22 protein-coding genes are annotated in these 23,739 nt (G+C 71.8%); 8 read left to right on the top strand and 14 right to left on the bottom strand.

The window, feature by feature from the left end:
• Nucleotides 1-8 precede the first annotated feature (8 nt).
• Complete coding sequence (locus IF61_RS0109465; protein WP_030365839.1) at nucleotides 9-1,298, bottom strand: hypothetical protein; 1,290 nt, start codon at nucleotides 1,296-1,298, stop codon at nucleotides 9-11.
• A gap of 265 nt (nucleotides 1,299-1,563) precedes the next feature.
• Entirely contained in the window at nucleotides 1,564-2,721 is a 1,158-nt protein-coding gene (locus IF61_RS0109460) for a response regulator (protein WP_030365838.1), read from the bottom strand.
• A gap of 328 nt (nucleotides 2,722-3,049) precedes the next feature.
• Here IF61_RS0109460 and IF61_RS0109455 point away from each other — a divergent pair, with 328 nt between their 5' ends.
• The 3 genes from IF61_RS0109455 (at nucleotide 3,050) to IF61_RS0109445 (ending at nucleotide 6,104) form a co-directional block, all read left to right on the top strand.
• Nucleotides 3,050-3,745 (top strand): TetR/AcrR family transcriptional regulator, encoded by a 696-nt coding sequence (locus IF61_RS0109455; RefSeq protein ID WP_078660076.1) that lies wholly within the window; start codon nucleotides 3,050-3,052, stop codon nucleotides 3,743-3,745.
• On the top strand, nucleotides 3,742-5,112 hold the full coding sequence (locus IF61_RS0109450) for a coenzyme F390 synthetase (RefSeq protein WP_030365836.1): 1,371 nt from the start codon (nucleotides 3,742-3,744) through the stop codon (nucleotides 5,110-5,112). The genes IF61_RS0109455 and IF61_RS0109450 overlap by 4 nt, the downstream gene beginning before the upstream one ends.
• 113 nt (nucleotides 5,113-5,225) lie before the next feature.
• A complete protein-coding gene (locus tag IF61_RS0109445; protein WP_030365835.1) occupies nucleotides 5,226-6,104 on the top strand; it encodes a LysR family transcriptional regulator in 879 nt (292 codons plus the stop codon).
• Between the two features lie 109 nt (nucleotides 6,105-6,213).
• On the opposite strand, the gene IF61_RS0109440 is transcribed toward IF61_RS0109445, so the two are convergent.
• The 9 genes from IF61_RS0109440 to IF61_RS0109400 all read right to left on the bottom strand — a co-directional run bounded on the left by IF61_RS0109440 (nucleotide 6,214) and on the right by IF61_RS0109400 (nucleotide 16,799).
• Nucleotides 6,214-7,071, bottom strand: a complete 858-nt coding sequence (locus IF61_RS0109440; RefSeq protein ID WP_030365834.1) for a geranyl diphosphate 2-C-methyltransferase — start codon at nucleotides 7,069-7,071, stop codon at nucleotides 6,214-6,216.
• Nucleotides 7,072-7,161: 90 nt separating this feature from the next.
• Nucleotides 7,162-8,400 carry a family 2 encapsulin nanocompartment cargo protein terpene cyclase gene (locus IF61_RS0109435; RefSeq protein ID WP_245684459.1) on the bottom strand — a complete coding sequence of 413 codons (1,239 nt, stop codon included), beginning with the start codon at nucleotides 8,398-8,400 and terminating at the stop codon, nucleotides 7,162-7,164.
• A 427-nt stretch (nucleotides 8,401-8,827) separates the two neighbouring features.
• Nucleotides 8,828-10,213, bottom strand: a complete 1,386-nt coding sequence (locus tag IF61_RS0109430) for a lanthionine synthetase C family protein (protein WP_078660075.1) — start codon at nucleotides 10,211-10,213, stop codon at nucleotides 8,828-8,830.
• Between the two features lie 55 nt (nucleotides 10,214-10,268).
• The gene (locus tag IF61_RS0109425; protein WP_078660074.1) at nucleotides 10,269-13,502 is read right to left on the bottom strand and encodes a lantibiotic dehydratase; all 3,234 of its coding nucleotides are present in this window, start codon (nucleotides 13,500-13,502) and stop codon (nucleotides 10,269-10,271) included.
• A gap of 142 nt (nucleotides 13,503-13,644) precedes the next feature.
• Entirely contained in the window at nucleotides 13,645-13,776 is a 132-nt protein-coding gene (locus IF61_RS36525; protein ID WP_211264851.1) for an FDLD family class I lanthipeptide, read from the bottom strand.
• Between the two features lie 183 nt (nucleotides 13,777-13,959).
• Nucleotides 13,960-14,247, bottom strand: coding sequence for a hypothetical protein (locus IF61_RS33290; RefSeq protein WP_052392549.1), 288 nt, complete (start codon nucleotides 14,245-14,247; stop codon nucleotides 13,960-13,962).
• A gap of 99 nt (nucleotides 14,248-14,346) precedes the next feature.
• The gene (locus IF61_RS0109410) at nucleotides 14,347-14,919 is read right to left on the bottom strand and encodes a nitroreductase family protein (protein WP_030365829.1); all 573 of its coding nucleotides are present in this window, start codon (nucleotides 14,917-14,919) and stop codon (nucleotides 14,347-14,349) included.
• Nucleotides 14,920-14,981: 62 nt separating this feature from the next.
• Nucleotides 14,982-15,959 (bottom strand): EamA family transporter, encoded by a 978-nt coding sequence (locus IF61_RS0109405; protein ID WP_052392548.1) that lies wholly within the window; start codon nucleotides 15,957-15,959, stop codon nucleotides 14,982-14,984.
• A gap of 75 nt (nucleotides 15,960-16,034) precedes the next feature.
• The gene (locus IF61_RS0109400; RefSeq protein WP_052392547.1) at nucleotides 16,035-16,799 is read right to left on the bottom strand and encodes an iron-containing redox enzyme family protein; all 765 of its coding nucleotides are present in this window, start codon (nucleotides 16,797-16,799) and stop codon (nucleotides 16,035-16,037) included.
• A gap of 182 nt (nucleotides 16,800-16,981) precedes the next feature.
• Between IF61_RS0109400 and IF61_RS0109395 the strand changes: the two genes are divergently transcribed.
• Nucleotides 16,982-17,524: a CGNR zinc finger domain-containing protein gene (locus IF61_RS0109395; RefSeq protein WP_043188287.1), complete on the top strand. Its 543-nt coding sequence runs from the start codon at nucleotides 16,982-16,984 to the stop codon at nucleotides 17,522-17,524.
• Nucleotides 17,525-17,622: 98 nt separating this feature from the next.
• On the opposite strand, the gene IF61_RS0109390 is transcribed toward IF61_RS0109395, so the two are convergent.
• On the bottom strand, nucleotides 17,623-18,552 hold the full coding sequence (locus tag IF61_RS0109390; protein WP_107043006.1) for a ParB/RepB/Spo0J family partition protein: 930 nt from the start codon (nucleotides 18,550-18,552) through the stop codon (nucleotides 17,623-17,625).
• 503 nt (nucleotides 18,553-19,055) lie between these two features.
• Here IF61_RS0109390 and IF61_RS0109385 point away from each other — a divergent pair.
• From IF61_RS0109385 to IF61_RS0109370, 4 genes are all read left to right on the top strand, one after another.
• Nucleotides 19,056-19,496, top strand: a complete 441-nt coding sequence (locus tag IF61_RS0109385) for a helix-turn-helix domain-containing protein (RefSeq protein ID WP_211264850.1) — start codon at nucleotides 19,056-19,058, stop codon at nucleotides 19,494-19,496.
• 75 nt (nucleotides 19,497-19,571) lie between these two features.
• On the top strand, nucleotides 19,572-20,144 hold the full coding sequence (locus tag IF61_RS0109380) for a hypothetical protein (RefSeq protein ID WP_030365823.1): 573 nt from the start codon (nucleotides 19,572-19,574) through the stop codon (nucleotides 20,142-20,144).
• 28 nt (nucleotides 20,145-20,172) lie between these two features.
• A complete protein-coding gene (locus tag IF61_RS0109375; protein ID WP_052392545.1) occupies nucleotides 20,173-21,339 on the top strand; it encodes an MAB_1171c family putative transporter in 1,167 nt (388 codons plus the stop codon).
• 55 nt (nucleotides 21,340-21,394) lie between these two features.
• A complete protein-coding gene (locus IF61_RS0109370) occupies nucleotides 21,395-22,390 on the top strand; it encodes an aldo/keto reductase (protein ID WP_030365821.1) in 996 nt (331 codons plus the stop codon).
• A gap of 27 nt (nucleotides 22,391-22,417) precedes the next feature.
• Here the strand turns inward: IF61_RS0109370 and IF61_RS0109365 are convergent, their stop codons facing one another.
• Together IF61_RS0109365 and IF61_RS0109360 are read right to left on the bottom strand one after the other, a co-directional pair.
• Nucleotides 22,418-23,008, bottom strand: coding sequence for a hypothetical protein (locus IF61_RS0109365; protein WP_052392544.1), 591 nt, complete (start codon nucleotides 23,006-23,008; stop codon nucleotides 22,418-22,420).
• Nucleotides 23,008-23,643: a hypothetical protein gene (locus tag IF61_RS0109360; RefSeq protein WP_030365819.1), complete on the bottom strand. Its 636-nt coding sequence runs from the start codon at nucleotides 23,641-23,643 to the stop codon at nucleotides 23,008-23,010. Before IF61_RS0109360 ends, IF61_RS0109365 begins: the two co-directional genes overlap by 1 nt.
• Nucleotides 23,644-23,739 lie beyond the last annotated feature (96 nt).

The following is a 23,739-nucleotide window of genomic DNA, read 5'->3' as shown; positions in this document are numbered from 1 at the left end:
AGCAGGGGTCAAGGCCGCGAGAGCAGCCCGTAGGCATGCAGCGCGCCGGAGAACGTCGCCGCGTACACCTTGCCGCCCGTGACGGTCGGCGGCACGAACTTGGCGAACAGGCCCACATCGTCACGGGCGGCGTTCATCTTGCTGTGCCACAGCTCGCGGGTGAGGTCCGTCGCCTCGTAGCAGCGCAGGATTCCTTCCACCACCGCCTGGTTGGCGTCGTCCCGGTAGGGATGGGAGGCCCACAGCAGGCCGGTGGCGGGGTCCGTGCGGTGGGCGGAGAGGGAGAGCATGCCGCCGGGCATGCCCGGGGAGCCGCCGGGGACGCCGGTGGGGTCGGTGGTGGTACTCGTGGTCACCGGTGTGGTGGCGAAGCGCCGGCCGTCGAAGCGGTAGGCCCGCAGGAAGGCGTTCTCGGGCCAGACGTAGGCCCGGGGGCCGCCCGGGAAGTCGCCGTACACCGGTCCGCCGTGGATGTGGTGGCGGTTGCCGTCGGGGGTCACGACGTAGAAGCTCTGCGGGATCCGGGAGTCGGATCCGGCGTGGAAGTGGCCCATGTCCGCGGTGTCCAGCAGGTAGAACTTGCCCTCCTTGCCGCCGCCCAGCAGCAGTGACGTGCCGGGCAGGAGCAGGGGGCCGGCTGAGCCGAGGTCGGCGTCCTGGGCGTCGAGGGCGGCGTTGTTGTACGGCGAGAACCAGTCGGCGAGGGTGAGGTCGGGGGTGAGTTTGACGACGCTGTCGCCCAGTTCGCTGCCGTCGGCGGCGAATCCGCCGTTGCCGGTCATGAAGTACAGGCAGCCGCTGTCGTCGACCGCGAGGCCCTGCCCCGCCTGCCAGATCCCGCCCATGCGCGTGCCCGGCGTCGTCAGGTAGGCACCCGTGAGGGCGAGGGTTGCGGCGTCGTGGGCGAGGACCCAGCCATGGTAGGGGCGGCGGTCCCCGTATGCGGCGAAGGCGATGTACACCCGGCCGTTGGCCAGCGTCAGCGCGGCCCGCTGGATGTGCCGCCTGCTGACGAACGCGATCCGGCCTCCGCTGCCGCCCTCGCCGGTGCCCGGGACCTCTGCGGCGATACGGACCGGGCCGCCGAGCGACTCCCGCCCGGTGGCGAGGTCGAGTGCGTGCAGGGTGTGGTGGTGGCCGTCGGCGTCCTTCGTGAACGCCACGGCGTACAGGACCTGCCGCGCGGTGTCGATGACGGGGGTGCTGACGATGCCGACCTCGACGGCGATGTCGCGGTAGCCGGACGGTCCGATCTGCGGGTCGGGCAGCGGGGCGGACGGCCCGAGGGGGCCCGCCACAGCGGGGCGGTCGCGGCGGGGTCGTGCGCGTCGAAGGCGTAGACGCTGTTGTGCATCGTCGCCGCGTAAACGATGTCGCGCGGGGCCGGCTCCGTCGGCAAACGCCGGCATCCGTGATCGGCCCCTCCCCCTCATGCACGTTCACACGCGCCCTTCCCGGCCCAGGGTCGGGCAGGGGCCGCCGGGCCTCAATCACCGGAACGGGTGACGCCGGGGCGCGGCGCCCCCGAACCGACCACGATGCGGGCGGCTTCCGGCCCACGCGTCACCGCCCGGCGTGCCGTTCGAGGTATATGGACGTGAACACGGCGACCTTGGCGCGCAGGGCCCAGGGGTCGAAGGGCTTGCTGATGTAGTCGACCGCGCCGGCCGCGTACCCGCGGGCCGAGTGTTCCGGGTCCACGCCCATCGCCGTAAGGAAGATGATGGGCACGTCACGGGTGCGGGGCCGGCGCTTGATGTGTGCGCACGTCTCGTAGCCGTCCATCTCCGGCATCTGCACGTCCATGATGATGACCGCGAAGTCGTCGTGGTCGAGCAGCGCCTTGAGCGCCTCCCGCCCGGAGGAGACGGTGACCAGGTCCTGGTCGAGCGTCTCCAGTACGGCTCTCATCGCAAGCAGGTTGTCCGGCTGGTCGTCGACAATCAGGATCTTGGGCAGGGCCTGGGAGCCGGAGCCTGTATCGGAGCCGGAGCCGCGGTCGGAGCCGGAGCCGCGGTCGGAGGCAGCGGAAGGCAGAGCCGTGGGCATGGCAAGGGCTGGGGCCGACTGCTGCTGCTCGACGGCCTCCAGCTGCCGTTCGAGCAGGTCGCACCGGGCCTCTGCGGCAGCACGCTGTTCCCGCGCCTCGCGGAGTTCCCTTCCCAGCCGCGACACTTCGGCCTCCAGGGCATTGCGTTCCTGCAGGAGGTCGGAGACATCCGGGTGGGCCGCCGCGAGTCTGTCCGCCCGTTCCCGCTCGGCGCTCCGGTCGGCCTCCAGCTGGTTCAGGCGCACTTCCAGGTCGGCGATGCGGTGCGTACGGTCCAGCAGCGCATCGCCCAGCACGTCGCCGCGGACGGTCGAGCGCCGGGAGACCCGGTCGGCGTCGGCCAGTTGCTGCTCCAGGATCTCCACCGCGTGCTTGGGAGAGGAGCCGGCGTCGACGGCCGACCCGTACAGGCCGCGCACGAACTCGATGGCCTCGGTGGTGACTGCGGTTCCGCGGTGTTCGGCGAGGTCCGCGAACAAGTCCATGACCACTTGCCACGGGGGTAACCGCGTCCCGTTCAGGTAGCGCGAGAACGTTCCCGGATCGCGCCGGCGGCGGGCCGCGTACCGCCGCACGGACACCTCCATTCCCTCGAACAGCTCCCGCAACGCCTGGGCCAGGGCCCGGGACGTGTCGGTCAGGTCGTCGCCCAGCGGCCGAAGCTCGCCCATACCTCCTCCTCTCTCCTGCGCCGGGCCCGGCAGCGCCAAGGCTCCCGCCGTCGCACCGATCACTCAGGATTCACAGCCGGTCAGAATTCACAGCCGGTCAGGAATCACAGGATGAAGGGCCGCGGACCCGTTGCGCTTCGCGATCCCGGAAGTAACGCAACGATGCCACCCGTTGCCACCGCCCCGCGCCACCCCCGTACGCGCCCGCCGCTACCGATCAGAGGCCTCCGGCCAACAGCCGTTGCCACGGCGCCGCACCGGCGTTGCTCCGCAACGCCCGGTCATGGAAACGCATTTACAATACAGATGTGCGCTGTATCGTAAATCCATGAGCCATGGAGGCGACAACGCCCAACGCACCAACAGCAGCAGCACCGCCCCGCCGGCCCCGGACGCACGGCCTCCCGGCCGCCCCCGCAGCCGGGAGGCGGACGAGGCGATCCTCTCGGCGGCGCTGGACCTGCTGATCGAGCGGGGCGCCGGCGGGGCCGGCATCGAGCAGGTCGCGCGCCGCGCCGGAGTCACCCGCGCCACCGTCTACCGCCGCTTCCCGACCCTGACCGACCTGCTGGTACGGGCGATCGAGTGGGAGTACCGCGACCTCGGCCCGGGCTCGCTGGACTGGCCGGACGTCGACGCCATGATCACGGACTGGGCCGGTCACCTCAGCAGCCCCCGCTCCCGCCGGCTGGCCCGCCGCCTCTACGCCACGGTGGACGACCTCCCCGAACTGCTGCGCGCTTACCACGGCGCGCACGGCCGCCACCGCGGCCGTGCCGTGCGCGCCGTACTCGAACGGGCCCGCGCGGCCGGCCGGCTCCCTCCGGGCAGCGACCCGGAGGTCCTGCAGCAGATGCTCAGCGGCGCGGCGCTGCAGCACCTCGCCGCTCACCCCGACACCACCAGCGCGGATGAGGTCAGGGCCTACTTCGCCGCCGTCCTCCGTCAGGCCGGCTACCGGCCGTCAGCCGTACCCGCACCTGTACCCGTCGTACCCGTCCCCCGAAGGAGTACCGGTCGATGAGCGAGAGCAAGGCGTGGCTGGGGCGGGACATCCGGCGGGCCCGCAGGCAGGGCACGGCCGCGATCATGCGGCGTCAGCGCGACCGGCTGGCCGGCCTGGTCGCCTACGCCCGCGCCGCATCGCCGTACTACCGCGAGCTCTACCGCGGCCTCCCCGAGCGGGTGGAGGATCCGGCGCTGCTGCCGGTCACCGACAAGAAGACGCTGATGGGGCACTTCGACGACTGGGTGACCGACCGCGACGTCACCCAGGAGAAGGTACGGGCGTTCGCCGGCGACCCGGATCTGATCGGGCGACGCTTCGCCGGGAAGTACCTGGTGGCCACCACCTCGGGCACCAGCGGCCGGCGCGGCCTGTTCGTGCTCGACGACCGGTACATGGACGTCGGCTCCGCCCTGATCTCCCGCGCGCTCGCCTCCTGGCTGGGTCCGGCCGGCATCGTCCGGGCCGCCCTCCGCGGCGGGCGCTTCGCCCACCTGGTGGCCACCGGCGGGCACTACGCGAGTTTCGCCGGATACTCCCGTGTGATCCGCGAGGGCGGCCGGCGGGGAAAGCTGCTCCGCGCGTTCTCCGTGCACACACCGATGCCGCAGCTCGTCGCCCGGCTCAATGCGTACCGCCCCACCGTCGTCATCGGCTACACCAGCACCATCATGCTGCTCACCGCCGAACAGGAAGCCGGCCGCCTGCACATCGACCCGCTGCTCATCCTGCCCGCGGGCGAGACGATGACAACGCGCGACACCGACCGCATCGCCCGCGCCTTCCGCACCACGGTCCGTACGGCGTACGCAGCGACCGAGTGCACCTACCTCAGCCACAGCTGCGCGGAAGGCTGGTACCACGTCAACAGCGACTGGGCAGTGCTGGAGCCGGTCGACGCCGGCCACCGGCCCACCCCGCCCGGGGAGTTCTCCCACACCGTCCTGATCAGCAACCTCGCCAACCGCGTACAGCCGTTCCTCCGCTACGACCTCGGCGACAGCGTCCTGCTCCGGCCCGGCCCGTGCCCCTGCGGCAGCCCGCTCCCGGCGATCCGCGTGCGGGGCCGCGCCGGTGACGTCCTCACCTTCCCCACCGGCAGCGGCGGCCACGTCAGCCTCTCCCCTCTGGCCTTCGGCACGCTCTTCGACCGCACTCCCGGCATCGAACTGTTCCAGATCGAGCAGACGGCCCCGTCGACCTTGCGTGTACGTCTGCTCCCGGCTGCCGGTGCCGACCCGGACCGCACGTGGCAGACCGTCCTCCAGGAGCTGACCCGCCTGCTCGCCGGCAACGGCCTCGGCCACGTCGCTGTTCAGCGGGCCGAGGAGCCGCCCCGGCAGACGCCCGGCGGCAAATACAGGACGGTCATCCCACTCCCCTGACGGGCCCCGGATCCACCCGACGCCCCGGCCCCGTCTGACGCCCCCGGCTCCGCCTGACGCCCCCGGTTCCCTCCGGCAACGCCGGCGGTCAGCCGACCCGGGCCGCGCCCCCGGTGGCCGAGGAACTGCACTTCGGACGCGCCGCCGAGCGGCTGCACATCGTGCAGCCGACGGTCAGTCAGCAGATCCGGCGGCTCGAGCGCGAGCTCGACCTCAAGCTGTTCGACCGCACGACCCGCACCGTGACGCTGACCGCCGCGGGGCGGGCCTTCCTGGCACACGCCCACGCCGTCCTGGAGGCCGAGCGTTCAGCACTCGAAGCCATGGCCGCGCTGCACGCCGAGCAGGAATCGACTCTGCGGGTCGGCACCACCACCGGGCTCGGCCTCCGTCTGGACGCGGTGCTGACCGCGCTGACCGAACGGGCCCCGCAGCTGATGGTCGAGCTGGTCAGCGCGCCCCGGGCGGCCCGGCTCCAGCAGGTGCGTGACGGCGAGCTGGACGCCGCTTTCATCCGGGGCGCGGACGCGCACAGCCCCGGCCTGGAGTTTCTTCCCCTGTGGCGCGACACCCTCGTCGCCGCCCTGCCCGCCGGCCATCCCCTGGCCGCAGGGCCGCACGTAGCCCTCTCCGACCTGGCCGGCCTGCCCCTGCGGATCGCGTCCCGTGACACCAACCCGCACCTGTTCGACACGGTCGTCGGCGCCTGCCGCGCCGCGGGCTTCGAGCCGGTCATGGGTGCGGCGTTCACCACCGACCAGGACACTCTGGCCGCGATCGCCACCGGCAGGCCGAGCTGGACGGTCTATTACGCGTCGCAAGCGCGCGTCCAGCCGGCTCCCCGCGTTTCCTTCCGCCCGTTCGCGGCCCCTGCCCCCGCCGTCCGTACGTACCTGGCGGTCCGCCCCCATTCACTTTCCTGCCGGCTGGCCGCTCTCCTGGACGCCTGCAACGGCCTGGAGCGAGCGGAAGAACCGGGAGACGAAGGCTGATCCGGGAGACGAAGGCTGAGATTGAGAACTGAGAACTGAGTGCTGAGAACAGGAGCGCCCCCTGGTCCCCGGCGGTGGGCCGCCGTGGACCAGGAGGCGCCGCGCTCCGTCAGACCCGGTCGGCCGCGATGAGCAGGTACTGGAAGCTGCCGTCCTTGTACGCGGTCAGGAAGGCCTTCTCGATGCCGGTGGCCAGGGGCGACTGGGCACGCAGTTCCCAGTACGGGATGGTGGCCTCGGTCAGGTCCACCACGGCGGCCGGGACGAGGCGGTTCTTCGCCATCTCCTTGAAGTAGCTGCTGCGCGGGTGGATGTCGCAGATGTAGTGGGCGTTGATCTCGCTGACGGCCCGGGAGGGCAGGCCGTAGCTGTCGTTGTAGCAGCCGGTGATGGTCACGTACCGGCCGCCGTGCCGCAGCATCCGGGCGTACTCCGGGAACAGCTGGGACAGGTCGACGTACATGGTGCTCTCGTTGTTCCAGATGGCCCGGAAGCGGTCCGTCTCGAAGCCGGTGTCCAGCATGTTCTTGAGGTGGAAGCGCACCTTGTCGGAGACTCCGCGCTTCTCGGCCTGCTCGTTGGCGAACGCCACCTGGGTCTCGGAGATGGAGATGCCGTCGACGTGGCAGCCGAACCGCTGGTTGGCGACGAGGCTGCTGCCGCCGCGGCCCGAGCCGGAGTCCAGCAGGTGGTCGTCCGGGGTGATGGGGCCCAGGTGGCTCAGGAGCAGGTCCGCCTGGGCGCACTCCAGCCGGTGCAGCTCGGCGGTGACCCGCTCGTCGCGGGTCTCCTCCGGCCCGTCCAGGACCGACCAGTCGGCGTCGCCGATGCCGTAGTGGTGGTGGTAGATGCCGTCCACTTCGCCGAGGCGGAGGTTGACCGGGTTCTTCTCGCGGTTCCAGTAATCGGCGACGGACCGCTGGTACGCGCTGGCGAGGACCGGGGCGGGGGTCTCCTGAATGGTCACCGTGTCTTCTCTTTCCGATAGCGGGTGAACGGATAGGAACTCAACTGAAAGGGAGTCTCTGAGATCGCCGGGAATCGCCGGGTCACCGGGTCACTTGACCGGTGCCTCGCGGTAGCGGGGGCTGGTGGCATGCCACTCCTTGCTGCCGCCCATCCACGCCCACAGCCCGGTCAGGTAGCGCCGCAGCTCGGGGGAGCCGGCCGCGCTCAGGAGGGCGCACTCGGCCTCCACCGTGTGCATCAGCTCGTCGTGGATGCACGCCGCGCGGTTCACGGCCTCCTGCAGCGAGCAGTTGTCCTCGGCGGCGATGAGGTTGGGCAGGTTGGTGTCGGTGGGGTCTTCCTTGGTCATCGAATACAGGTCGTTGAGCAGCACGTTGGCCGTCCCGGCGTACAGGTACGTCCGCCGTACGCGCGCGTCGGCGAACTCCGCGGCCGGGAGTTCGTAGCCGCCGACCGGGTCGATCAGGACCATGCACGGGTAGAAGGCGTTCTCGTAGCGGTGCAGCATGTACTCCCACACGGCGGGGGTCCGCCCGGAGCTGCGCCACTCCGCCTCCTGGTTGTAGCCCACGAACATCACGGCGAGTTCGTGGCGCAGCCGCGCGACCTGGGTGGGGCTCGCGATCTCCGCCAGGTGGTCGAGGCAGGAGCGGAAGGCGCGCAGCACCGGCTCCTTCCGGACGAGGTTCTCGAACTCCGCCAGGTAGCGGGCCGGGAGCCGGACGGGGTCGACGACGGCGTGGGCCATGGCCAGGCGCGAGCCGATCAGCTCGGGGCTGGTGTCCTCCCCCTCGTCGACCCAGTGGTCGTCGACGGCCCATTCGGAGAGCCCGCACTTGGCGGCGATGAGGATGCGCTCGGGGTCGTCGGTGTCGGGGTGGGCGAGCATGAACAGCCGGCCGAAGTTGTGCGACCGGAGGCGTTCGAGGCGGCCCTTGAAGATGCCGGTCTCCTCGGCCCACTCGACGAGCCGGTTGTTGACCTCTTCGCCGAGGGCCGGGTCGTCCCGCTCGGCGTCCGGGCAGTAGAGCGGCGGCACGACGACGGAAGACCCTTCCGAGCCCTCGTCCGAGGGCCGGGCGGCGTCCTGCTCGGCCGGGGGTACGGGTTCCGGTGCGGTGGCAGGAGCCTCTGGCAGTGGGCCGGCGTCGGTGAGGGCCGTACGGAACAGGCGGGCTGCCGAAGTCCCCAGCCCCGTCGGCCCCGCGAGGAGGCCGTGCACCGCCTCCGCCAGGGCCGGCCCCGTCCCGCCGGCTGCGGCGTCGTGCGGGCGGAGGGCACTGTGCGCTCCCGCCTGGAGCGGAGAGGCGCCGTCAAGCTGGGGCATCCGGGGGTCCCTTCGCTACGCATGCGGGCATCGCGAACGGCGGTCCGCGATGCCGGAGTTCTCCGGTCAGCAGACTGACGGGCCGGGAGACTCCTTGCACAGCAGTAGCGGCACACATTCATCCGTATGTAGCTGTGTATGTTTATCCGGCCGCTTTGCGGTCCAGATACGGCGGAAGGGCTTCCTGGGAAACGGCGGCCGGGGAAGCACCGGCCGGATTCCGGGCACGCCTGTGGCCGGCACCGGGAGCCGGCACACCGGAGGCGGCGAGCCGCCGCGGGCGTCAGCCGGCGGCGGGGCTCCAGTGGTACGTGGCGTCAGGCTCGTTCTCCTCGTTGCGGCTGCCGTCGTTCGTGTCGGCCAGGCGGAAGCCGTGCCGGACGTAGAAGGCGATCGCAGCTTCGTTGCGCGTGGGGCGGTAGCGCCGTCATGCCATGAGGAGCACCGTGTCCCACGCGTCCGCGCCGAGGGGGCGCCCTGCGCGGGCGTCGGCGTAGGAGAGCAGGGTCAGCGCAACGCCCGCGGCGCCCTGGACGAGGCCCGGTTCGTCGACCCCGGGGGCGCCCGGCGCAAGGTGCAGCGGGAAGCGGTAGCCGAAGTCGCTCGCGGGGTCGAAGTCCCCGGCCAGCTCGTGGGCCAGCCGGTCGGCGCCCGCCCACAGTTCCGGGTCCCCGGTGTCCGCCGCGGTCCGCACGGCCGCCTGGAGGATTCCGGCGCGGCCGTGGCAGAACGTGGCGTCGGGAATCGCCGCCCGGTCGTACGGCCGGCGGAAGACGGCCCGCATCGCGTCCACGGCCGCCTCGGTCAGCTCCGGGGCCTCCAGCGCCCGCCCTGCCAGGTACAGCGTGCGGGCCACGCCCGCGGCCCCGTAGCACCAGCCGGAGCGGTTGCGGGCGGTCGTGGACCTGCCTCCCGCCCGGCCGGTCTCCTCCTCGAAGCCGACGCGGCCGGGCCAGTACACGCCCCACTCGTCGCGCAGGCGCTTGGCGAGCAGCCAGTCGGCCATGACCCGCATGGCGCCGGTCATGTGCGGCACGCGGTGCCCGGCCCGGTGCGCGGTGGCCAGCAGGGACAGCGGGCCGCAGATGCCGTGGGCGACGCCGAGGTTGAAGTCGCCGAGCGGGTAGGCCGCCCGGTCCGCTTCGGGGACCAGGGGCAGGTGCGGGGCGGTCCACCAGCCGGGGACCTCGGCGCCGTGGACGCGGACGGGTTCCGCCATACGGGTCAGCAGGCCGAGCAGCTCGTGCAGGGTGGCGGCGCACCGTTCGTCGCCGAGGCCGGCTCCGGCCATCAGGCGGCGCCCGCTCCCGGTCAGTCCGCTGACGAGGTCGTACTCGGCGTAGGCGAGGCCGGGGCCCTCGGTGCGCAGGCGCGCCGTCAGTCCGCCGAGCGAGCTGCGGGCCGCGGACTCGTGGGCCGGGGCGGCCCGTTCCAGCAGGCGGGCGTATCCGCCGTGGGCGCGGGCGTGCAGGTGGGCCGCGAGGAGCAGGTCGCCTACGGTGCCCGGGGTCACGCCGGCGAGGGCGGCCGACAAGTGGGCGTGCGCGACCGTGGCCCAGTCGGCGTCGTCGTGGGCGAGGCGGCTGTACAGCAGCGCGATCCCGGTGTGGCCGACCAGCAGCTGTGCGGGCTGCCAGGGCGAGAGGGTGATGCCGGCCGGGGCCCGGTTGTGCGCCTGCCGGGTGCGGGAGCCGACGTCCCCGGGCTTACGGAGCCGCTCGGCGATCGCGTGGACGGTGGCGAGTACCGCATCGGTGCGGGGAGTCGTCCCCGTCATCGGCCGCGCCGCATTCCGGGGAGTCGTGCGGGTCATCGGCCACACCTCATTCCGGGGGTCGTCCGGGTCATCATTCGGGGGGGCGTCCGGGTCATCGGCCGTGCCTCGTTCTGCCGAGCCGCAGGCCGAGGGCCTCGCGGGCTGTCGCGTACGTGAGCAGTTCCTTGTCCCGGTCGATGCCGAGGAGCCGGTTGCAGTGCATGTGGGCCAGGCTCATGGCCACGGAGGGCACGTCTGCGGCGGTGTCCTGCGGCGTTGCGCGCAGTTCGTCGCGCAGGGCGCGGAGCGCCGCCCGGCGGGCCTCCCAGCCGGCTCCGGCCATGTGCGGTGCGGCTCTGCCCTGCGGGTCGATCAGCGCACCCAGCGTGCTCTTGTCGGCGCGCGGGACACCGCCGCGCACGGCCAGGACCCGCTCGGTGCCGAGATGGTGCAGCACCTCGGCGGGCGAGCACAGGTGGGACAGGATGTCGAGGACGCCCAGTGCGGCCGCCGAGATGGGGGGAAGGTCCCTCAGTGGGCCTTCCGGCCGGGCGAGTTGGTGCAGGACGGCCGCGCTGTCGGTGTGGAAGACCCGCTCGGCGTGAGAGAGGGCGGCCGCTCCCCCGTACCGGTGCACCTCCGGTTCGTACGTGTCCAGGGCCAGGCGGGCGAGGAGCCCGGCGTCGGTCAGCTCCGCGGCCCACGCGTGCAGCGAGGGCAGCAGTTGCGTCCAGAGGGCTTCCGGTTTGCCGTGGAAGCGCACCCGCAGGTGCGGGTCGGGGTCGGTGTAGCGGAGGAAGAACCACGTGCCGGGCTCGCCGGCGGAGGCCTGCAGCGCGCTGCTGAGCCGGCCGAAGTGGCCGGCGAGGACGGCGGGCTGGTGGCGCTCGGGAACGTAGAGCTTCGCGTACAGCCACTCGCCGCCGGGCAAGTGGCGCGGCGGCCTGCTGTCTCCGCCCCGGGCGCGGTGCGCGGCGGGTGGGGTGGCGCGGCCGGGGCGGGCCGGTGCCGCCGGGGTGCGGCGGCGGGGCAGGACGGGGAAGACCAGCTCGCAGGAGTGCGGCCCGTCCGGGCCGCGGAACCAGCCGTTCGAGGGTGCGCCGCCGAAGCGTTCCAGCACGGCCAGGCCGGGCGTCCGGCGCAGTTCGTCGCGGAAGACCATCAGGTGCAGCGAGTCGTCGAGGTCCACGGGGATGCGGTGGTCCACCTTCCCCAGCAGGACGTGCCGGGGGACGGACCAGCGCTGCCGCCACCGCTGGACGTGACCGGCCCACTGCGCGTCGTCGCCCCCGGCCGCCGCGGCGGCGAGCGCTTCGTCCGGCCTCCAGCGGGCGGGGCACAGCACGGACCGGCCGTACCGGATCCGGGGCAGCGCGGGCGCCGCCGTCCAGGTGCCCCAGCTCCAGGCCCCGTACGGCTCCTCGCCCTGCCGGCCCAGTTCGACCAGGAAGCGGGCCACGTGCGGGAAGTGGCCGCTGCGGGGATTGAGCATGGAGTACGACATGGGGCGCACCCGCTGCCCGGTGGGCGTGTGCACCAGTTCCAGGCGCTCGGCGGTGGCCTCGATGGCCAGGTCGTCCAGGCGCAGGTCCTGGGCGCCGGGTGCCGTGGCGGGGCCCACTCCGAGGGGGATCCGGTGGGCCGGCCACTGCGGGACGGTGGCCACGTTGGCGGAGCGGGCCACCGTGGGGCGGAAAGCGACCGCTGCCGGCATCCGGCCGTCCCCGTCCCTGCCCGCTTCCCCATCCTTGTCCGCTTCCCCGTCCCTGCCCGCTCCCCCGATCCCGCCCCCGTCCGCTTCCCGGCCCTGCTCGGCGAGGTGCCGGATGCGGGCCGTGGCCGGCGCTCCGAGGGCGGGAGCGAAGCGCCCGAACGCGGCCGTGGCCAGGTGGGAGACCGGGCCGAGGCCCAGCACCAGGCGGAAGTCGCCGGCGCACAGCGCCTCCCAGTCCTCCGCCACGACCTCGGCGCCCACGTCGACGGAGTGCGGGGTCTTCCGGGGGCCGTCGTGGGCCAGTTGGTCCACGGTGTGCTCGTCGAGGACGATCTCGTGCGCGCCGCGGCGGGCGGCGTCCCAGAGGAGTTCGCCGAGCAGCCTGTCCCGCGTGCGGGCGGCGGCGGGGTCGTCGGTGGAGTCCGCGTCCGGGGTCCGCGGGAGGCCGAGTCCGCGCGCTTCGTCGAGCAACTCCAGTACGGGAACGAGTTGTTCCGTACCGTACCGCTCCAGGAAGCGGGCGTGGTACGCGCGCATCCGCTCGTCACCGTCGCCGGCGTGCCCGGGGGCGAGCCGCCACAGCACGGCCGTGGCGCGCGCCGCTTCCCGGCCCACGTCGGCGGGGAGGGTGAGCCGGGCGTCGAACACCAGGTCGCACTGGAGGGGGGATTCGGCCGGGGAGAGCGCACACATCCGGTCCGTGACCGCGGCCAGGGCAGTGGGGCGCTCGGCCGGCGGGGCGGCGTCGAAGGCGGACAGTGCCACCCGGATCGCACGCAGTTCTCCGGCTACGGGGTGGGCGAGTCCGCCGAGCCGGTCCAGGACGTGGTCCAGAGGGGTGCCGCAGTCGGGCGGGGGCGTGAGGTCGGTGAGCAGGAAGCCGCCCCGTACGAGTTGCTCCAGGCAGCCCTCGGCCGCTTCCGGGGTCGCCCGGGGGAACCGGTCCCGCACCTGCTGCAGGAGGTCGTCCCAGGCGACGGGTTCGCGGGCCGCCTCCATGACCGTGCGGACGACCGACGTGAAGCGGACGGAAGGGACGAGTTCCCGGCTGCCGGTGCTGCTGTGGACGTCGACGAGTTCGAGCCGGCCGTCCCGCACGGTGTGCAGGTTGCCGGCGACCAGGCGGGTGCGCCGCAGTACGGCGCGCTCGGCGAGGAGGAGTTCCAGGACGTCCCGCAGCCAGCCCGCGTCGGGGCGGCTCGCCGTGCGGTGCGCGCCTCCGGCGTCCAGCCGGGGCTGCGTGCCGAGGTCGGCGAGGGCGACGCCGGCGAACATGCCGAAGGGGGTGGGACGTTCGGTCATGCGCAGGTGGTACTTGGTCAGCGCGAGGGTCGCCCGGCGCAGCACCTTGGCCCGTACGGGATGTCCGCCGGCTATGCGGCGCACGTCGTGCGCGAGGCTGGAGCTGGCGAGGGCGACGGCCGCCATGAGCTCGGGCACGGCGGCCAGGGCCGTCACGTGCGCCCGCATCCCCGGCTCGTCGTCCGGGCCGGCGACCGGCCGGGGGGCGGCGCCCTCCCCCGAAGCCTCGGCGGCGCCGTGGTCTCCCGCGGACGACGGCAGGGCGGCGGCTCGCAGCAGCACCGGGCCGGGACAGTCGAATTCCGGATCCTGGCGACCTTGTGCGGCCATGGCAACCCCGTTCCCCTCGTTTCCGTTCCGGTCTTCCCGATTTCCGTTCCGGCATTTCGCCTACGGAATGTCGCAGGTGCCGGCCGACAGCGAAGCCGGGTGGGGCGCGCGGCCCCACCCGGCATTCACTGACGTGCCGTCATCAGCACATCGGGCAGGTCACCCAGCACGTCATGGTGACGAAACCGACCTTGGCGGGGTCGTCGTCCTTGCTGTCCATGACCTGAACGTCCAGGTCGAGGTCGAACTCTTCCTCGATCACGATACCGGGCATGATTGCCTCCAGAATGCGAGTGGCAGATTTCGGTTGACAGTCCGGCCCGTACCGAGAAATTCCCCCGGGATATCTCTCGATGCCGACCGGATGAGAGGACGCTAAACGAGAATTCGAGAGCCGGTCAAGACCCGAACCCCGGGAAGTGCACATCGCATTGGGGACTGGGCAGGATTACGGGAATCACCGGCCCTTTTGCGCACGGATTCCGGCCGGCGGAAGGAAAAAGCGTCCGGATTCCCGGGACCGCCCCGGGCCCGCCGCGGTACCACCCCGGGACCGCCCCGCGACGGCCTTGACCAGCTCGCCGTCGAGCAGCACGACCAGACAGCCGCAGACGGACAGGCAGTACTCGACGACGCCCCGGCGGGTGGCATGCCGGGACAGCAGGATCCACGCCGCGCCGTCCTCCACCGCGGTCGAGCAGACAGGGCAGAGGTCCGGTGCGGCGTCAGGGGATTCGGCGGGCATGCCCCACAGCCTCATGTAATGCTCTACTTCACTACAACCATTACGTCGCCCTTACATTTCCATCTCCATCGCCATCGCCATCACGATCTCCATCACGATCTACATCGCCATTGCGTCGGAGTGCTGACGGGAGCTCAGCGTGGTGAGCCGGCCCGAGACGTCGTACAGCTCGCGGCGCCTCCTGGTGGCCGCGGGGTCCGGGGTGCCGATGTAGAGCCAGCCCAGGCACTCCTCGCCCTCTTCGAGGCCCAGCAGCCCGTGCACCCGCGGCGACCGCACCTGGGCCCCCGTGCGCCAGATGCTGCCGTAGCCCCGCGCGTGCAGGAGCAGCATGAGCGTGTGGGCCATACCGCTCGTCGCCGCGAGCTGCTCCCACGAGGGCACCTTGTGCTCGCGCACGGGGGTGAAGACCAAGGAGGCGAGCAGAGGGGCCCTCCGGACCTTCGCGGCGGTCCGGGCCCGCCGGTCCTCCTGCGCCTCCTCGGCGAGGCAGGCCCCGAGGGCCTCTCGGTCGTCGCCCCGCAGGAGCACCCAGCGCCAGGGACGCAGCAGCCCGTGGTCGGGGGCCGCGGCCGCCACCCTCAGCAGGTAGGTGAACTCGTCGTCGTCGGGCGCCGGATCGAGCAGCAGGTGCTCGCTCCGGCGGGTCAGTATCGCGGTGGTGACGTCCATGGATTCTCCCTCGGTGATTCATGGGATTCATGGGGTTTATGGGATTCAGTGGCTTCCGGCGCTCACTCCGGAGGCCCCTGCCGCCCGGCCGTACGCCCGGAGGACGGCCCGGCAGCGTCCGCGGTCCCTCCGGCTCCCCCGCGCTCTGCGGATCCCCCGCCCCGCAACCGGTCCGCCGACCGGCCGGCGGACCGGCCCGGTCGCACCGACCAGACGCTCGCGACGACGACCAGGGCGATCGCGCACCCCTGCCGCACAGTGATGTGCTCGTGCAGCAGCGCGAACCCCACGCCGGCGCCCACGGCCGGGCTCAGCGACAGCAGGACGCCGAAGGCCCGCGCGTCCATGCGGCGCAGGGCCGTCGTGTCGAGCGAGTAGGGAATGAGCGAAGAGAGCAGCGCCACCAGGAATCCGGTGCCCAGCACCGCGGGATGGCGGACGACGGCACCGCCCTCGGTCGCCGCCGCGACCGGGGTCAGCAGACATGCGCCGACGGCCAGGGCGACGGTCAGGCCGCTCCAGCCGTCGAAGAGGCGCCCCACCCTGCGGTTGAGCAGCACGTAGGCGCCCCGGAACACCGCGGCCAGGCCGCCCAGCAGCAGGCCGCCCACCGGGAGGGAAGCGCCGGGAGCCGCGAGCAGCAGGACTCCCGCCACCGCCGTCAGCACGCACAGGAGGTCCCTGACGTGCCGGGAGAGGGCGACGGCCACGGCCAGCGGCCCCAGGAGCTCCACGGTCGAGGCGACCCCGATCGGCAGGTGCTGGATCGCCTTGAAGTAGGCGGCGTTCATGCCCGCGAAGACCACGCCCAGCGCGATCGCGGCACGCCATTGGTGTGCCGCGATCGTGCGCAGGCGCGGACGGACGAGCACCCACATGACGACGGCCGAGAACAGCAGGCGCATGCCGGCCAGGCCGGTGGCCCCGACCGTGCCGTAGGCCTCCTTGGCCACGGCCGAACCCAGCTGCAGGCTGCTGATCTGTGCCAGCACGAGCAAGGGGGCGAGCTCGCGGCCACGGAGGGGCCGGCCGTCCTTCACGATCGCTCCGTCCTCATCACTCGGTCCTCACCGCTTGGTCCTCACCGCTCCGTCCTTGCGGCCGCCGGGGTGACCTCAGGCCGTCCGCCGCCGCGTCATCTCCGCGGCGACACCACCCCAGTAGGCGGCGGTGAGGTCCACGAACCCCCTGAAGCCCTTCTCGACCACGGCCAGGTCGTCCTCGTCGCGGCAGACCGCGGTCGCGGACGCCACGGCCTGAGCCTTGTGGTCCTTCTCGGCTTCGCCGATGTGCACGTAGAAGTACTCGCACGCCTCGTGGAACTCGTCGTCGGTCGCGTAGACGCTCTTGTAGTTGCGCACCCCCTCGTAGAGCCGCGTGAGCATGGAATAGGCCAGGTGCTCCTGCGCCAGCAGAGCGCCCAGCACGGTGCGCTGGTCGTCCGACTCGAACAGCTCGCGCTGCCCGGCGCTGAAGGCGGTCGTCGTGGGGAGCGCGGGGACACCGCTAATGTCCTCCGCCGAGACCGGCGCGCCCTTGACGCGCGACAGCAGGTCGGCGAGGAAAGACTCCAGCAGCACCAGGTGGGCCTTCGACGCGTCGCCGTTGCCGTACTCGGAGTACAGGTTCTTCACGCACTCCACACGGGCGGCGAGATCGCGCGTGTTGAGCACGGAGAGCGCCACCATGACGCTGGTGTTCACCGTGCGGTGCAGATACTGCTCGGCAAAGACACTGACCTCCGGAAAGGACAGCGGTCCGCCCATCCAGCGGTCGTAGAACTCGTTGTTCAGCGCCGCGCTCGTGTGCACCGAGGCGGCAAGGTCCGCCACGGACTTCTCGATGGAAAATCGGGTGGTTTCGTGAGCGAGAACTGACATGTGCTTTAGACACCTACTCCGGTCGGCTGCCTTCTGACTTCCGTACGGGCTTCTGTACACACTCCCGTACGCGCTTCTGAACGCGCTTCTGCACAAGCTTCCGCACGAGCGGGGTCATCAACTCTCGCTCCGGTAAAGGCATTCAGGTCGACGGCCCGTGATCACGATGCTGTAATGACCCTATGCACTTCAACCATTACGGCGGTGAATCCGCCCGCCTGGCTGCGGAGTTGGCCAACGGCCTCTTGCCGTGGACGCCCCGGGAACTCGAACCGGTCCTCGAAGCCCACGGCATCGTGGAGCGTGTCCTCACGCCGGCGCAGGCCGCGGAGATCTGGGACTGGAGCCGGCGACTGGCGGCGTGCTTCGGCGCGCAGCCGCTCGCGCAGCGCTGCGCGGAGATCAACGCGCTGCTGGCCGATGCCGCCAGCCGGCCCTACATATCGCTCCACGACGGCGTTCCCCACATGCATTACAGCGCCGTGGGCGCGGATCCGGCGGCCCACATCAAAGCGGTCACGGCCGCGGGGCTCTCCTACGTCGTATGTTCCGCGGGGCCGGGGCGGCTCGGCCGGTGCGCACGCGGCACGTGCGACCGGGCCTTCGTGGACATCTCCCGCAACGGCAGGCGCTCCTACTGCACCGTCAGGTGCGCCAACAACGACGCGGTCGCACGGCACCGCGCCGCTGCCGCCCTGGTGCAGCACGCCGCAAATGTGACGTGAGGGGCCAACGGCTCCCAACGGCTCCGCATCAGTGCGGGCAGGCAGTTGCCCGGTGCGCGGCCGGAGGGCACGGGCCCTTCGGCCGCGCACCGGAGGGCTCATTCGGCGTGGACGGCTTCGAGCTGCTGCGCGAGGCGCAGCCACTGCTCGGCGCACAGCTTCGCGGCCCGGGCCACCGTGGCCGCCCTGTGCTCCGGTACGCCGGCGGCCAGCTGACTCCACTTCCCCTCGGCGTGCGGCCGCAGCAGCTGCAGCAGGGCGCGGCCGGTGTCCGTACGCATGGAGGGGTCGCGCAGCATGCGTTCCAGAACGGCGCTGAGATCGATGGAGGCGGGGGCGGGGGCCCTGCCGTCGCTGCGGGCGCCGATCATCCCGGCACCACTCCCGGGTCGCGCGCCGTGCGCCACGGCGTCACGCTGCTTCCGCGGCAGCGGGTCCTGTCCGGCCCGCACCCGGTCCCGTACGTCCTTCGCGGTCGCGACGCTGATGCCGGCCTGCTCGGCTATCTCCTTCAGCGTGCTGCCGGGCTTGGCCGCGATCAGCCGGCTCGCCTGCAGGCGCCCCGCGGCGGGGTCCAGGGGCCGCGCGCGCCCGTCGCGGCCCACCCGGATTTTCAACTGCTCGTGCGGAGCAGTCGAACGGGCCCGCACCGACGCGACGCTGCTCGCCCCGAGCCCGGTGGTCTCCGCGATGCGCCGGTCCGACCACTGGGGGTGCGAGGCGATGATGCGTGCCGCCGCGCCGAGCCGGTCGGCCCGGCTGAGCGGGAGGCCGTGCTCCGCGTTCAGCCTCACGGCCGCGACGAAGGCGGCTTCCTCGGTGCCGTCGAAGAACCGGACCGGGACGCGGCTCTGACCCGTGAGCTGAGCGGCGCGCAGCCGGTGCATGCCGTCGATCACGCGCATCGTCGACCGCCTGACGAGGAGGGGCGGCCATTCGTCCGCCTCGGCGAGCAACCGCACGTGCTCCGCGTCCTCGCCCCTCAGGCGCGGCGAGTCGGACGGCAGAAGCTCCGAGACGGGCACCATCACCGTCGCCGCCCGGGACTCCCCATCCCGGCCATCCTGGCCGGCCGGAAGCGCCGACCCGGCGGAGGACTGCCTACAGATTTCCATCTGCAAACATTCCGGACACGATCGGCTGTACGGCCCGCAAACCATGTGAACATCCCCTCGTCCTGTGCGCGGTCCTGGCCATATCGGCGCTGTTCCTCGGCGGGGCTCCACGAGGATCCGTGCTGGTGGGGGGAGCCGCCTCAACTCTCGGAGGATTTGCGGTTGGGATCCGTTGTGCCGGGCGGGAACCCGACGGACGTGGATGCTATTTTCAGGCCATACTCATGTCAACTGGTGTGGCAGGCGCGGCATCTGATCATGACACTCTAGTGTGGACCGGGCGGACGCCGGAGAGTGCGGGCCGTGGACGCCACCCGTCCCGGCATTGCCCTTCGCCGCCTCCCCACGGGGGCGCCGACCGTATATCGACTTGCCGACCGGTGGGCGAGTAGATTCTCCCGCCGAGGGGGTGTGCCTTGGACGGTATTGCTGACGGACGCGACACCACGCTGGCCGGCAAACTGAACCATCTGTTCACGAATGTGATTCCACCTGGTCGTGGTCAGTACAGCACCGACGAGGTCGCCCGTGCCATCACGGCGGACGGTGCGCCGATCTCGGCGAGCTACATCTGGCTGCTGCGCAAAGGACAGCGCGACAACCCCACATTGCGCCACTTGGAGGGACTGGCACGGTTCTTCGGCGTACCGCCGGCGTACTTCTTCGACGACGGCGTGACCTCCACGGTGAATGCCGAGCTGAACCTGCTCGTGGCCCTCCGGGATTCCCGCGTTCACCATGTCGCCCTCAGAACGGCGGGGTTGTCGCCCGAGAGCCTGCAGTCGATCAGCGAGGTGATCGAACGGGTCCGTGTGCTGGAGGGGCTGCCGCGGATGCCGCGCACCGACGACGCATAGCACCCGGCAAGCGTCCGCCGGGTTTCTGGTTTCTGGTCTTCTGGTCTTCTGGAACGAGCGGGTGAAAGAGAGTCAGTGGGAGCACATCACGTCCACGCCGATGGTTCCGGATCCGAGGCCGCCCGCCACGGATCCAGGCGAGCGCTGCGGCGGCTGCGCCGGGGCGCCACCGCCCTGCTGACCCGGCTCGAACTGCCGGACCACTGCGACATCGTGACGCTGTGCGAACACCTGAGCCGCGAGCGGGACCGGCCGCTCCACCTCGCTCCGGTGATCATGGGCGCGTCCTACCCGTGCGGGATGTGGGTGGCACTGGACACGGCCGACATCGTCATCTTCGAGGCCAACACCAGCAGGCTCCATCAGGACCACATCATCGCGCACGAACTCGCGCACATGATCTGCAGCCACCGGGGGGAGAGCGATCCGGTCGGCACCTCGGGCCTCTTCACGATGTTCCCGCACCTCGACGCGCAGCGGGTGCGCGATGCGCTCGGCCGGACCAGCTATTCGACGGAGGAGGAGCAGGAAGCCGAAATCATGGCGTCGTTGATCCTGGAGCACGTCACCCGCCCGCCGCTGGAAAGCAAATGGGCGGTTCCCTCGGTGGACGCGGAAACCGTGGCCCGCATAGAGAGGTCACTGTGACCTCACCGCTCCTCGCCGAGGAGGCACCGTGCTGGGCCTGAAGAGCGTCATCTTCCCGGTCTGCGCCGCCCTTTGCGCCGTCGCCTTCCTGTACAAGCTCCTCGACGTGCGCAGGGGAAGCCGGGACCCGGCGCTGATCGCCCTCCTCGCCGCCTTCCTCTGCAAGGGCGTCTCCTTCGTCCTGTCGACCCCCGCGGTGTCGGCCGGCGTCGACGCGTTATTCGGCGTCCGGAACCTGGGTGCCCTCGGCATCCACCTCATGGGCGGGGCCTCCTCCAGCGCCGCCTTCCTGATCGCGATCGTGCACTGGGTCCATCCGCGGGACGTGGCGCGCGCAAGGACCCGCATGCTCCTGACCGCGACCGCTCTCTGCGGCACGGCCATGATCATCCTGTGGTGGGCCGGCGACGACGGGTCCGGTCAGCGCTCGCAGCACTACCTGCTGCAGAACGCGCACCGGCCCGTCACGGCCGCCTATCTGCTGCTGTACGTCACCGCGTTCGGTGCGAGCATGGTCGAGATCATCCGGCTCAGCCTCCGGTACGGCAGGGTCTCCGGCCGCGCGTGGCTGCGCCGCGGTCTGCACTGCACGGCGGCCGGCGCCGCCGCCTACCTCGTCTACTGCCTCAACCGGGCCTGGGCCGTCGTGGCGGTGCAGCTGGGCCTGACCCCGCTGAACTGGGAAGCCGTCACCCCCGTGGCCAATGGCATCGGCATCACCTTCCTCGCCGCGGGGCTCACCATGCCGTCCTGGGGCCCGCGGCTCTCCGCCGCCCGGCAGCGCACGGACCACTTCCTCGCCCACCAGAAGCTCCACCGGCTGTGGAGCGACCTCTGCGCCGCCAGTCCGAACATCGCGCTGAGCCCTCCGGAGCGTTCGCGGCTCGTCCGCTTCGCGCCGTACGACATCAACTACCGGCTCTACCGGCGCGTCATCGAGATCCAGGACGGGATCCTCGCCCTGCGCCCGTACATGCCGGAGGAGCCGGACGGCGCGACCGCGGATGCCGAGGCGGCACTTGTGGCGGCGGCGATCGATGCGAAGATGCGGGAAGTCGAACTGGCCGAGGAGCCGCCGACCGTGACGTCCTTCGTTCCTTCGGACGTGGACTACGCGGGCGAGGTCTCCCGGTTGATCGGAGTGGCCCGCGCCTATTCCGCCCTGGTGAAACAGGGGCAGAGCAGCGAGCAGTGAACCGGGGACAGGGCAGCGGGCTGTGAACCATGGGACGCGTAAGGAGAAACAGGTCATGAAGAACCGCAGACTCGGTGGCAGCGGTGCGACCGTCTCGGCCGTCGGTCTCGGATGCATGGGCATGTCCATCGCCTACGGCCCCGCCGATCCGGCGGAGGCACGGCGCACCCTCGACCGCGCAGCCGAACTGGGCATCACCTTCCTCGACACGGCGGACGCCTACGGGCGCGGCGCCAACGAGGAACTCCTGGGGAACTGGCTGCGGGGACGGCCGCGCGAGAGCTTCTTCCTCGCCACCAAGTTCGGGCTGCGGCACGACCCCGTCAGCGGACGGGTCGACCGGGTCGACAACTCGCCGGAGCACGTGAAGCGGGCCTGTGACGCCTCGCTGCGCAGGCTGGGCGTCGACCACATCGACCTGTACTACGTCCACCGCCGCTCCCCCGAGGTCCCGGTCGAGGAGACCGTGGGAGCCATGGCGGAACTCGTGGCCGCCGGCAAGGTGCGTTCCCTCGGGCTGTCGGAAGTGAGCTCGCGGACGCTGCGGGACGCGCACGCCGTGCATCCCATCAGCGCCGTGCAGATGGAGTACTCGCTGGCCACCCGGGAGGTGGTGGAGGGCGAGATGCTCGCGACGTGCCGGGAGCTCGGCACGGCCGTGGTGGCGTACTCGCCGCTGGGGCGCGGCATGCTCGCCGGCGCCGTCTCTTCGCGCGACGAGCTCTCCGAAGGGGACAACCGGCGGCGCTGGCCCCGGTTCTCCGCGGAGAACATCGACCGCAATCTCGCGCTCGTACGCGCCCTCGAAGCCGTGGCCGGGGAGATCGGCTGCACTCCCGCGCAGGCCGCGCTCGGCTGGCTGCTCGGCCAGGGAGACGACATCATTCCGATCCCCGGCACCAAACGCCTCGCCCGCCTCGAAGAGAACGCCGCGGCCGTGGACCTGGTCATGACGCCGGAGCAGCTGGCGCGGATCGGCGACGCCGTCCCCGCCGAAGCGGTGGCCGGGGCGCGCTACCCGGAGCAGGCCCTGAGCCGGCTGGGGCACTGACCGCCGGCCGGCCAGGGGCACCGGGCGTCAGTACGCCCCGATCGACCAGAAGACGCCCACCTCGTCGTCGCTCACCACGATGAGGCCCAGGTCGTCGAACAGGTCGAGGCCGCAGAGGTACGCGGAGGTGAGGAAGCCGTGGGAACGCGTGCCCTGCAGGCCCGCCCCGACGAAGTCCGGGGCCGGGTCGGAGGCTGCGGCCGTCGCGTTGGTCCAGTACCCCGCGCCGGGGCCGTACCTGCCGAGCAGGGTCCGGGCGTCCGCCAGCACGGCGTCCCGGTCCTCGCGGGAGCGGACGGGGGCGGGTTCCGCCTGCCACTCCTCCGTCATGACGGCGAGCGCGGCGACCGCCGCCTCCGCCTCCAAGCGGTACAGGCGGCCGGGGAACTCCGCCGCGGCCGGCGGGTCGAAGGGGTACGCGGGCAGCGCGGGACCTCCGATGTCGTTGATCTCCCCGTCCAGCCGGATCCAGCCGCGCGGGTCGGGCACCGCCCGGTACAGCACGGCGAGGACGTCGTGCGCCCAGTCCTCGTGCCGGCGGGGGCCGGTGGCCACGAAGGTGTAGGGGTCGTCGAGGAGCCGCAGCGCCGCCGCGTTCCAGGCCGGTCCGGTCACCATCAGTAGTACCGCGGTCCGGAGTCGGTGGCCCGCACGGGCTGGGGGAAGCCCGACGGCTTCTCGCCCTTCATGACCACGTCGCAGCGGTATGTGGACGGGCTGCCCAGGGGCGCCAGCACGGCCTTGGGGATGTCGTTGCAGAGGGCGTAGTCGATGCTGCCCCTGAAGTTGCCGTAGAGCAGACGGGCGACGCCGTCGCGGGTGAGGATCCCCTGCCGCGGGGTCGCCTTGTACGTCACCATGCTGCCGGACCAGGCGGATTTGTCGCCGATGCGCACGTCCCACTCCACCTGGAGGCCTTCGAACGTGGTCTTGCAGGTCGTCTGCGTCCCGCTCTTCGACGCGAGGTCCTTGGGGCACTCGGCGGTGATGCTGCCCGTCGCACCGGCCATGTCCCGGGTCTTGCGGCGCAGCTCGTACTCCAGGTTCTCGCTGAACGAGGCGTCGGCGGCCGGGGAGGGCTGCGGCTTCTCGTCGGGCATGGCGGGCGGCTCGTCCAGCCGCTGCGGCAGGACGGTGCCGGCCGGCTTCGGCTTGCTGCCGGCGCCGTCCGCGCCGGACTTTCCACCCCCGCATCCGGCGGCCGCGAGACACACCGCACCGGCTATGAGCACTGAGACGATCTTCGATTTCACGGCGGTCACTCTACAGAGACACCGGGCCGCGTCCGCGTTGTGAAGGGGATCACAGCGGCGGACTGTCACGGTTCGCCGGTGCGGCGTGTCTCGATG

Origin of the sequence: Streptomyces roseoverticillatus (assembly GCF_000719265.1) — a bacterium.
In the GTDB taxonomy this organism is placed as follows: domain Bacteria; phylum Actinomycetota; class Actinomycetes; order Streptomycetales; family Streptomycetaceae; genus Streptomyces; species Streptomyces roseoverticillatus.
The sequence above is the reverse complement of the archived record's forward strand: the minus strand, read 5'-3'. Positions and strand labels throughout refer to the sequence as shown.

Coding starts and splice junctions, on each gene's coding strand:
- IF61_RS0109410 (WP_030365829.1), bottom strand. CDS start 14,919: ATGGACGTCACCACCGCGATACTGACCCGCCGGAGCGAGCACCTGCTG.
- IF61_RS0109460 (WP_030365838.1), bottom strand. CDS start 2,721: ATGGGCGAGCTTCGGCCGCTGGGCGACGACCTGACCGACACGTCCCGG.
- IF61_RS0109430 (WP_078660075.1), bottom strand. CDS start 10,213: ATGACCCGCACGACTCCCCGGAATGCGGCGCGGCCGATGACGGGGACG.
- IF61_RS36525 (WP_211264851.1), bottom strand. CDS start 13,776: ATGCCCGGTATCGTGATCGAGGAAGAGTTCGACCTCGACCTGGACGTT.
- IF61_RS0109390 (WP_107043006.1), bottom strand. CDS start 18,552: ATGGTGCCCGTCTCGGAGCTTCTGCCGTCCGACTCGCCGCGCCTGAGG.
- IF61_RS0109455 (WP_078660076.1), top strand. CDS start 3,050: ATGAGCCATGGAGGCGACAACGCCCAACGCACCAACAGCAGCAGCACC.
- IF61_RS0109370 (WP_030365821.1), top strand. CDS start 21,395: ATGAAGAACCGCAGACTCGGTGGCAGCGGTGCGACCGTCTCGGCCGTC.
- IF61_RS0109400 (WP_052392547.1), bottom strand. CDS start 16,799: ATGTCAGTTCTCGCTCACGAAACCACCCGATTTTCCATCGAGAAGTCC.
- IF61_RS33290 (WP_052392549.1), bottom strand. CDS start 14,247: ATGCCCGCCGAATCCCCTGACGCCGCACCGGACCTCTGCCCTGTCTGC.
- IF61_RS0109435 (WP_245684459.1), bottom strand. CDS start 8,400: ATGCCCCAGCTTGACGGCGCCTCTCCGCTCCAGGCGGGAGCGCACAGT.
- IF61_RS0109365 (WP_052392544.1), bottom strand. CDS start 23,008: ATGGTGACCGGACCGGCCTGGAACGCGGCGGCGCTGCGGCTCCTCGAC.
- IF61_RS0109395 (WP_043188287.1), top strand. CDS start 16,982: ATGCACTTCAACCATTACGGCGGTGAATCCGCCCGCCTGGCTGCGGAG.
- IF61_RS0109450 (WP_030365836.1), top strand. CDS start 3,742: ATGAGCGAGAGCAAGGCGTGGCTGGGGCGGGACATCCGGCGGGCCCGC.
- IF61_RS0109425 (WP_078660074.1), bottom strand. CDS start 13,502: ATGGCCGCACAAGGTCGCCAGGATCCGGAATTCGACTGTCCCGGCCCG.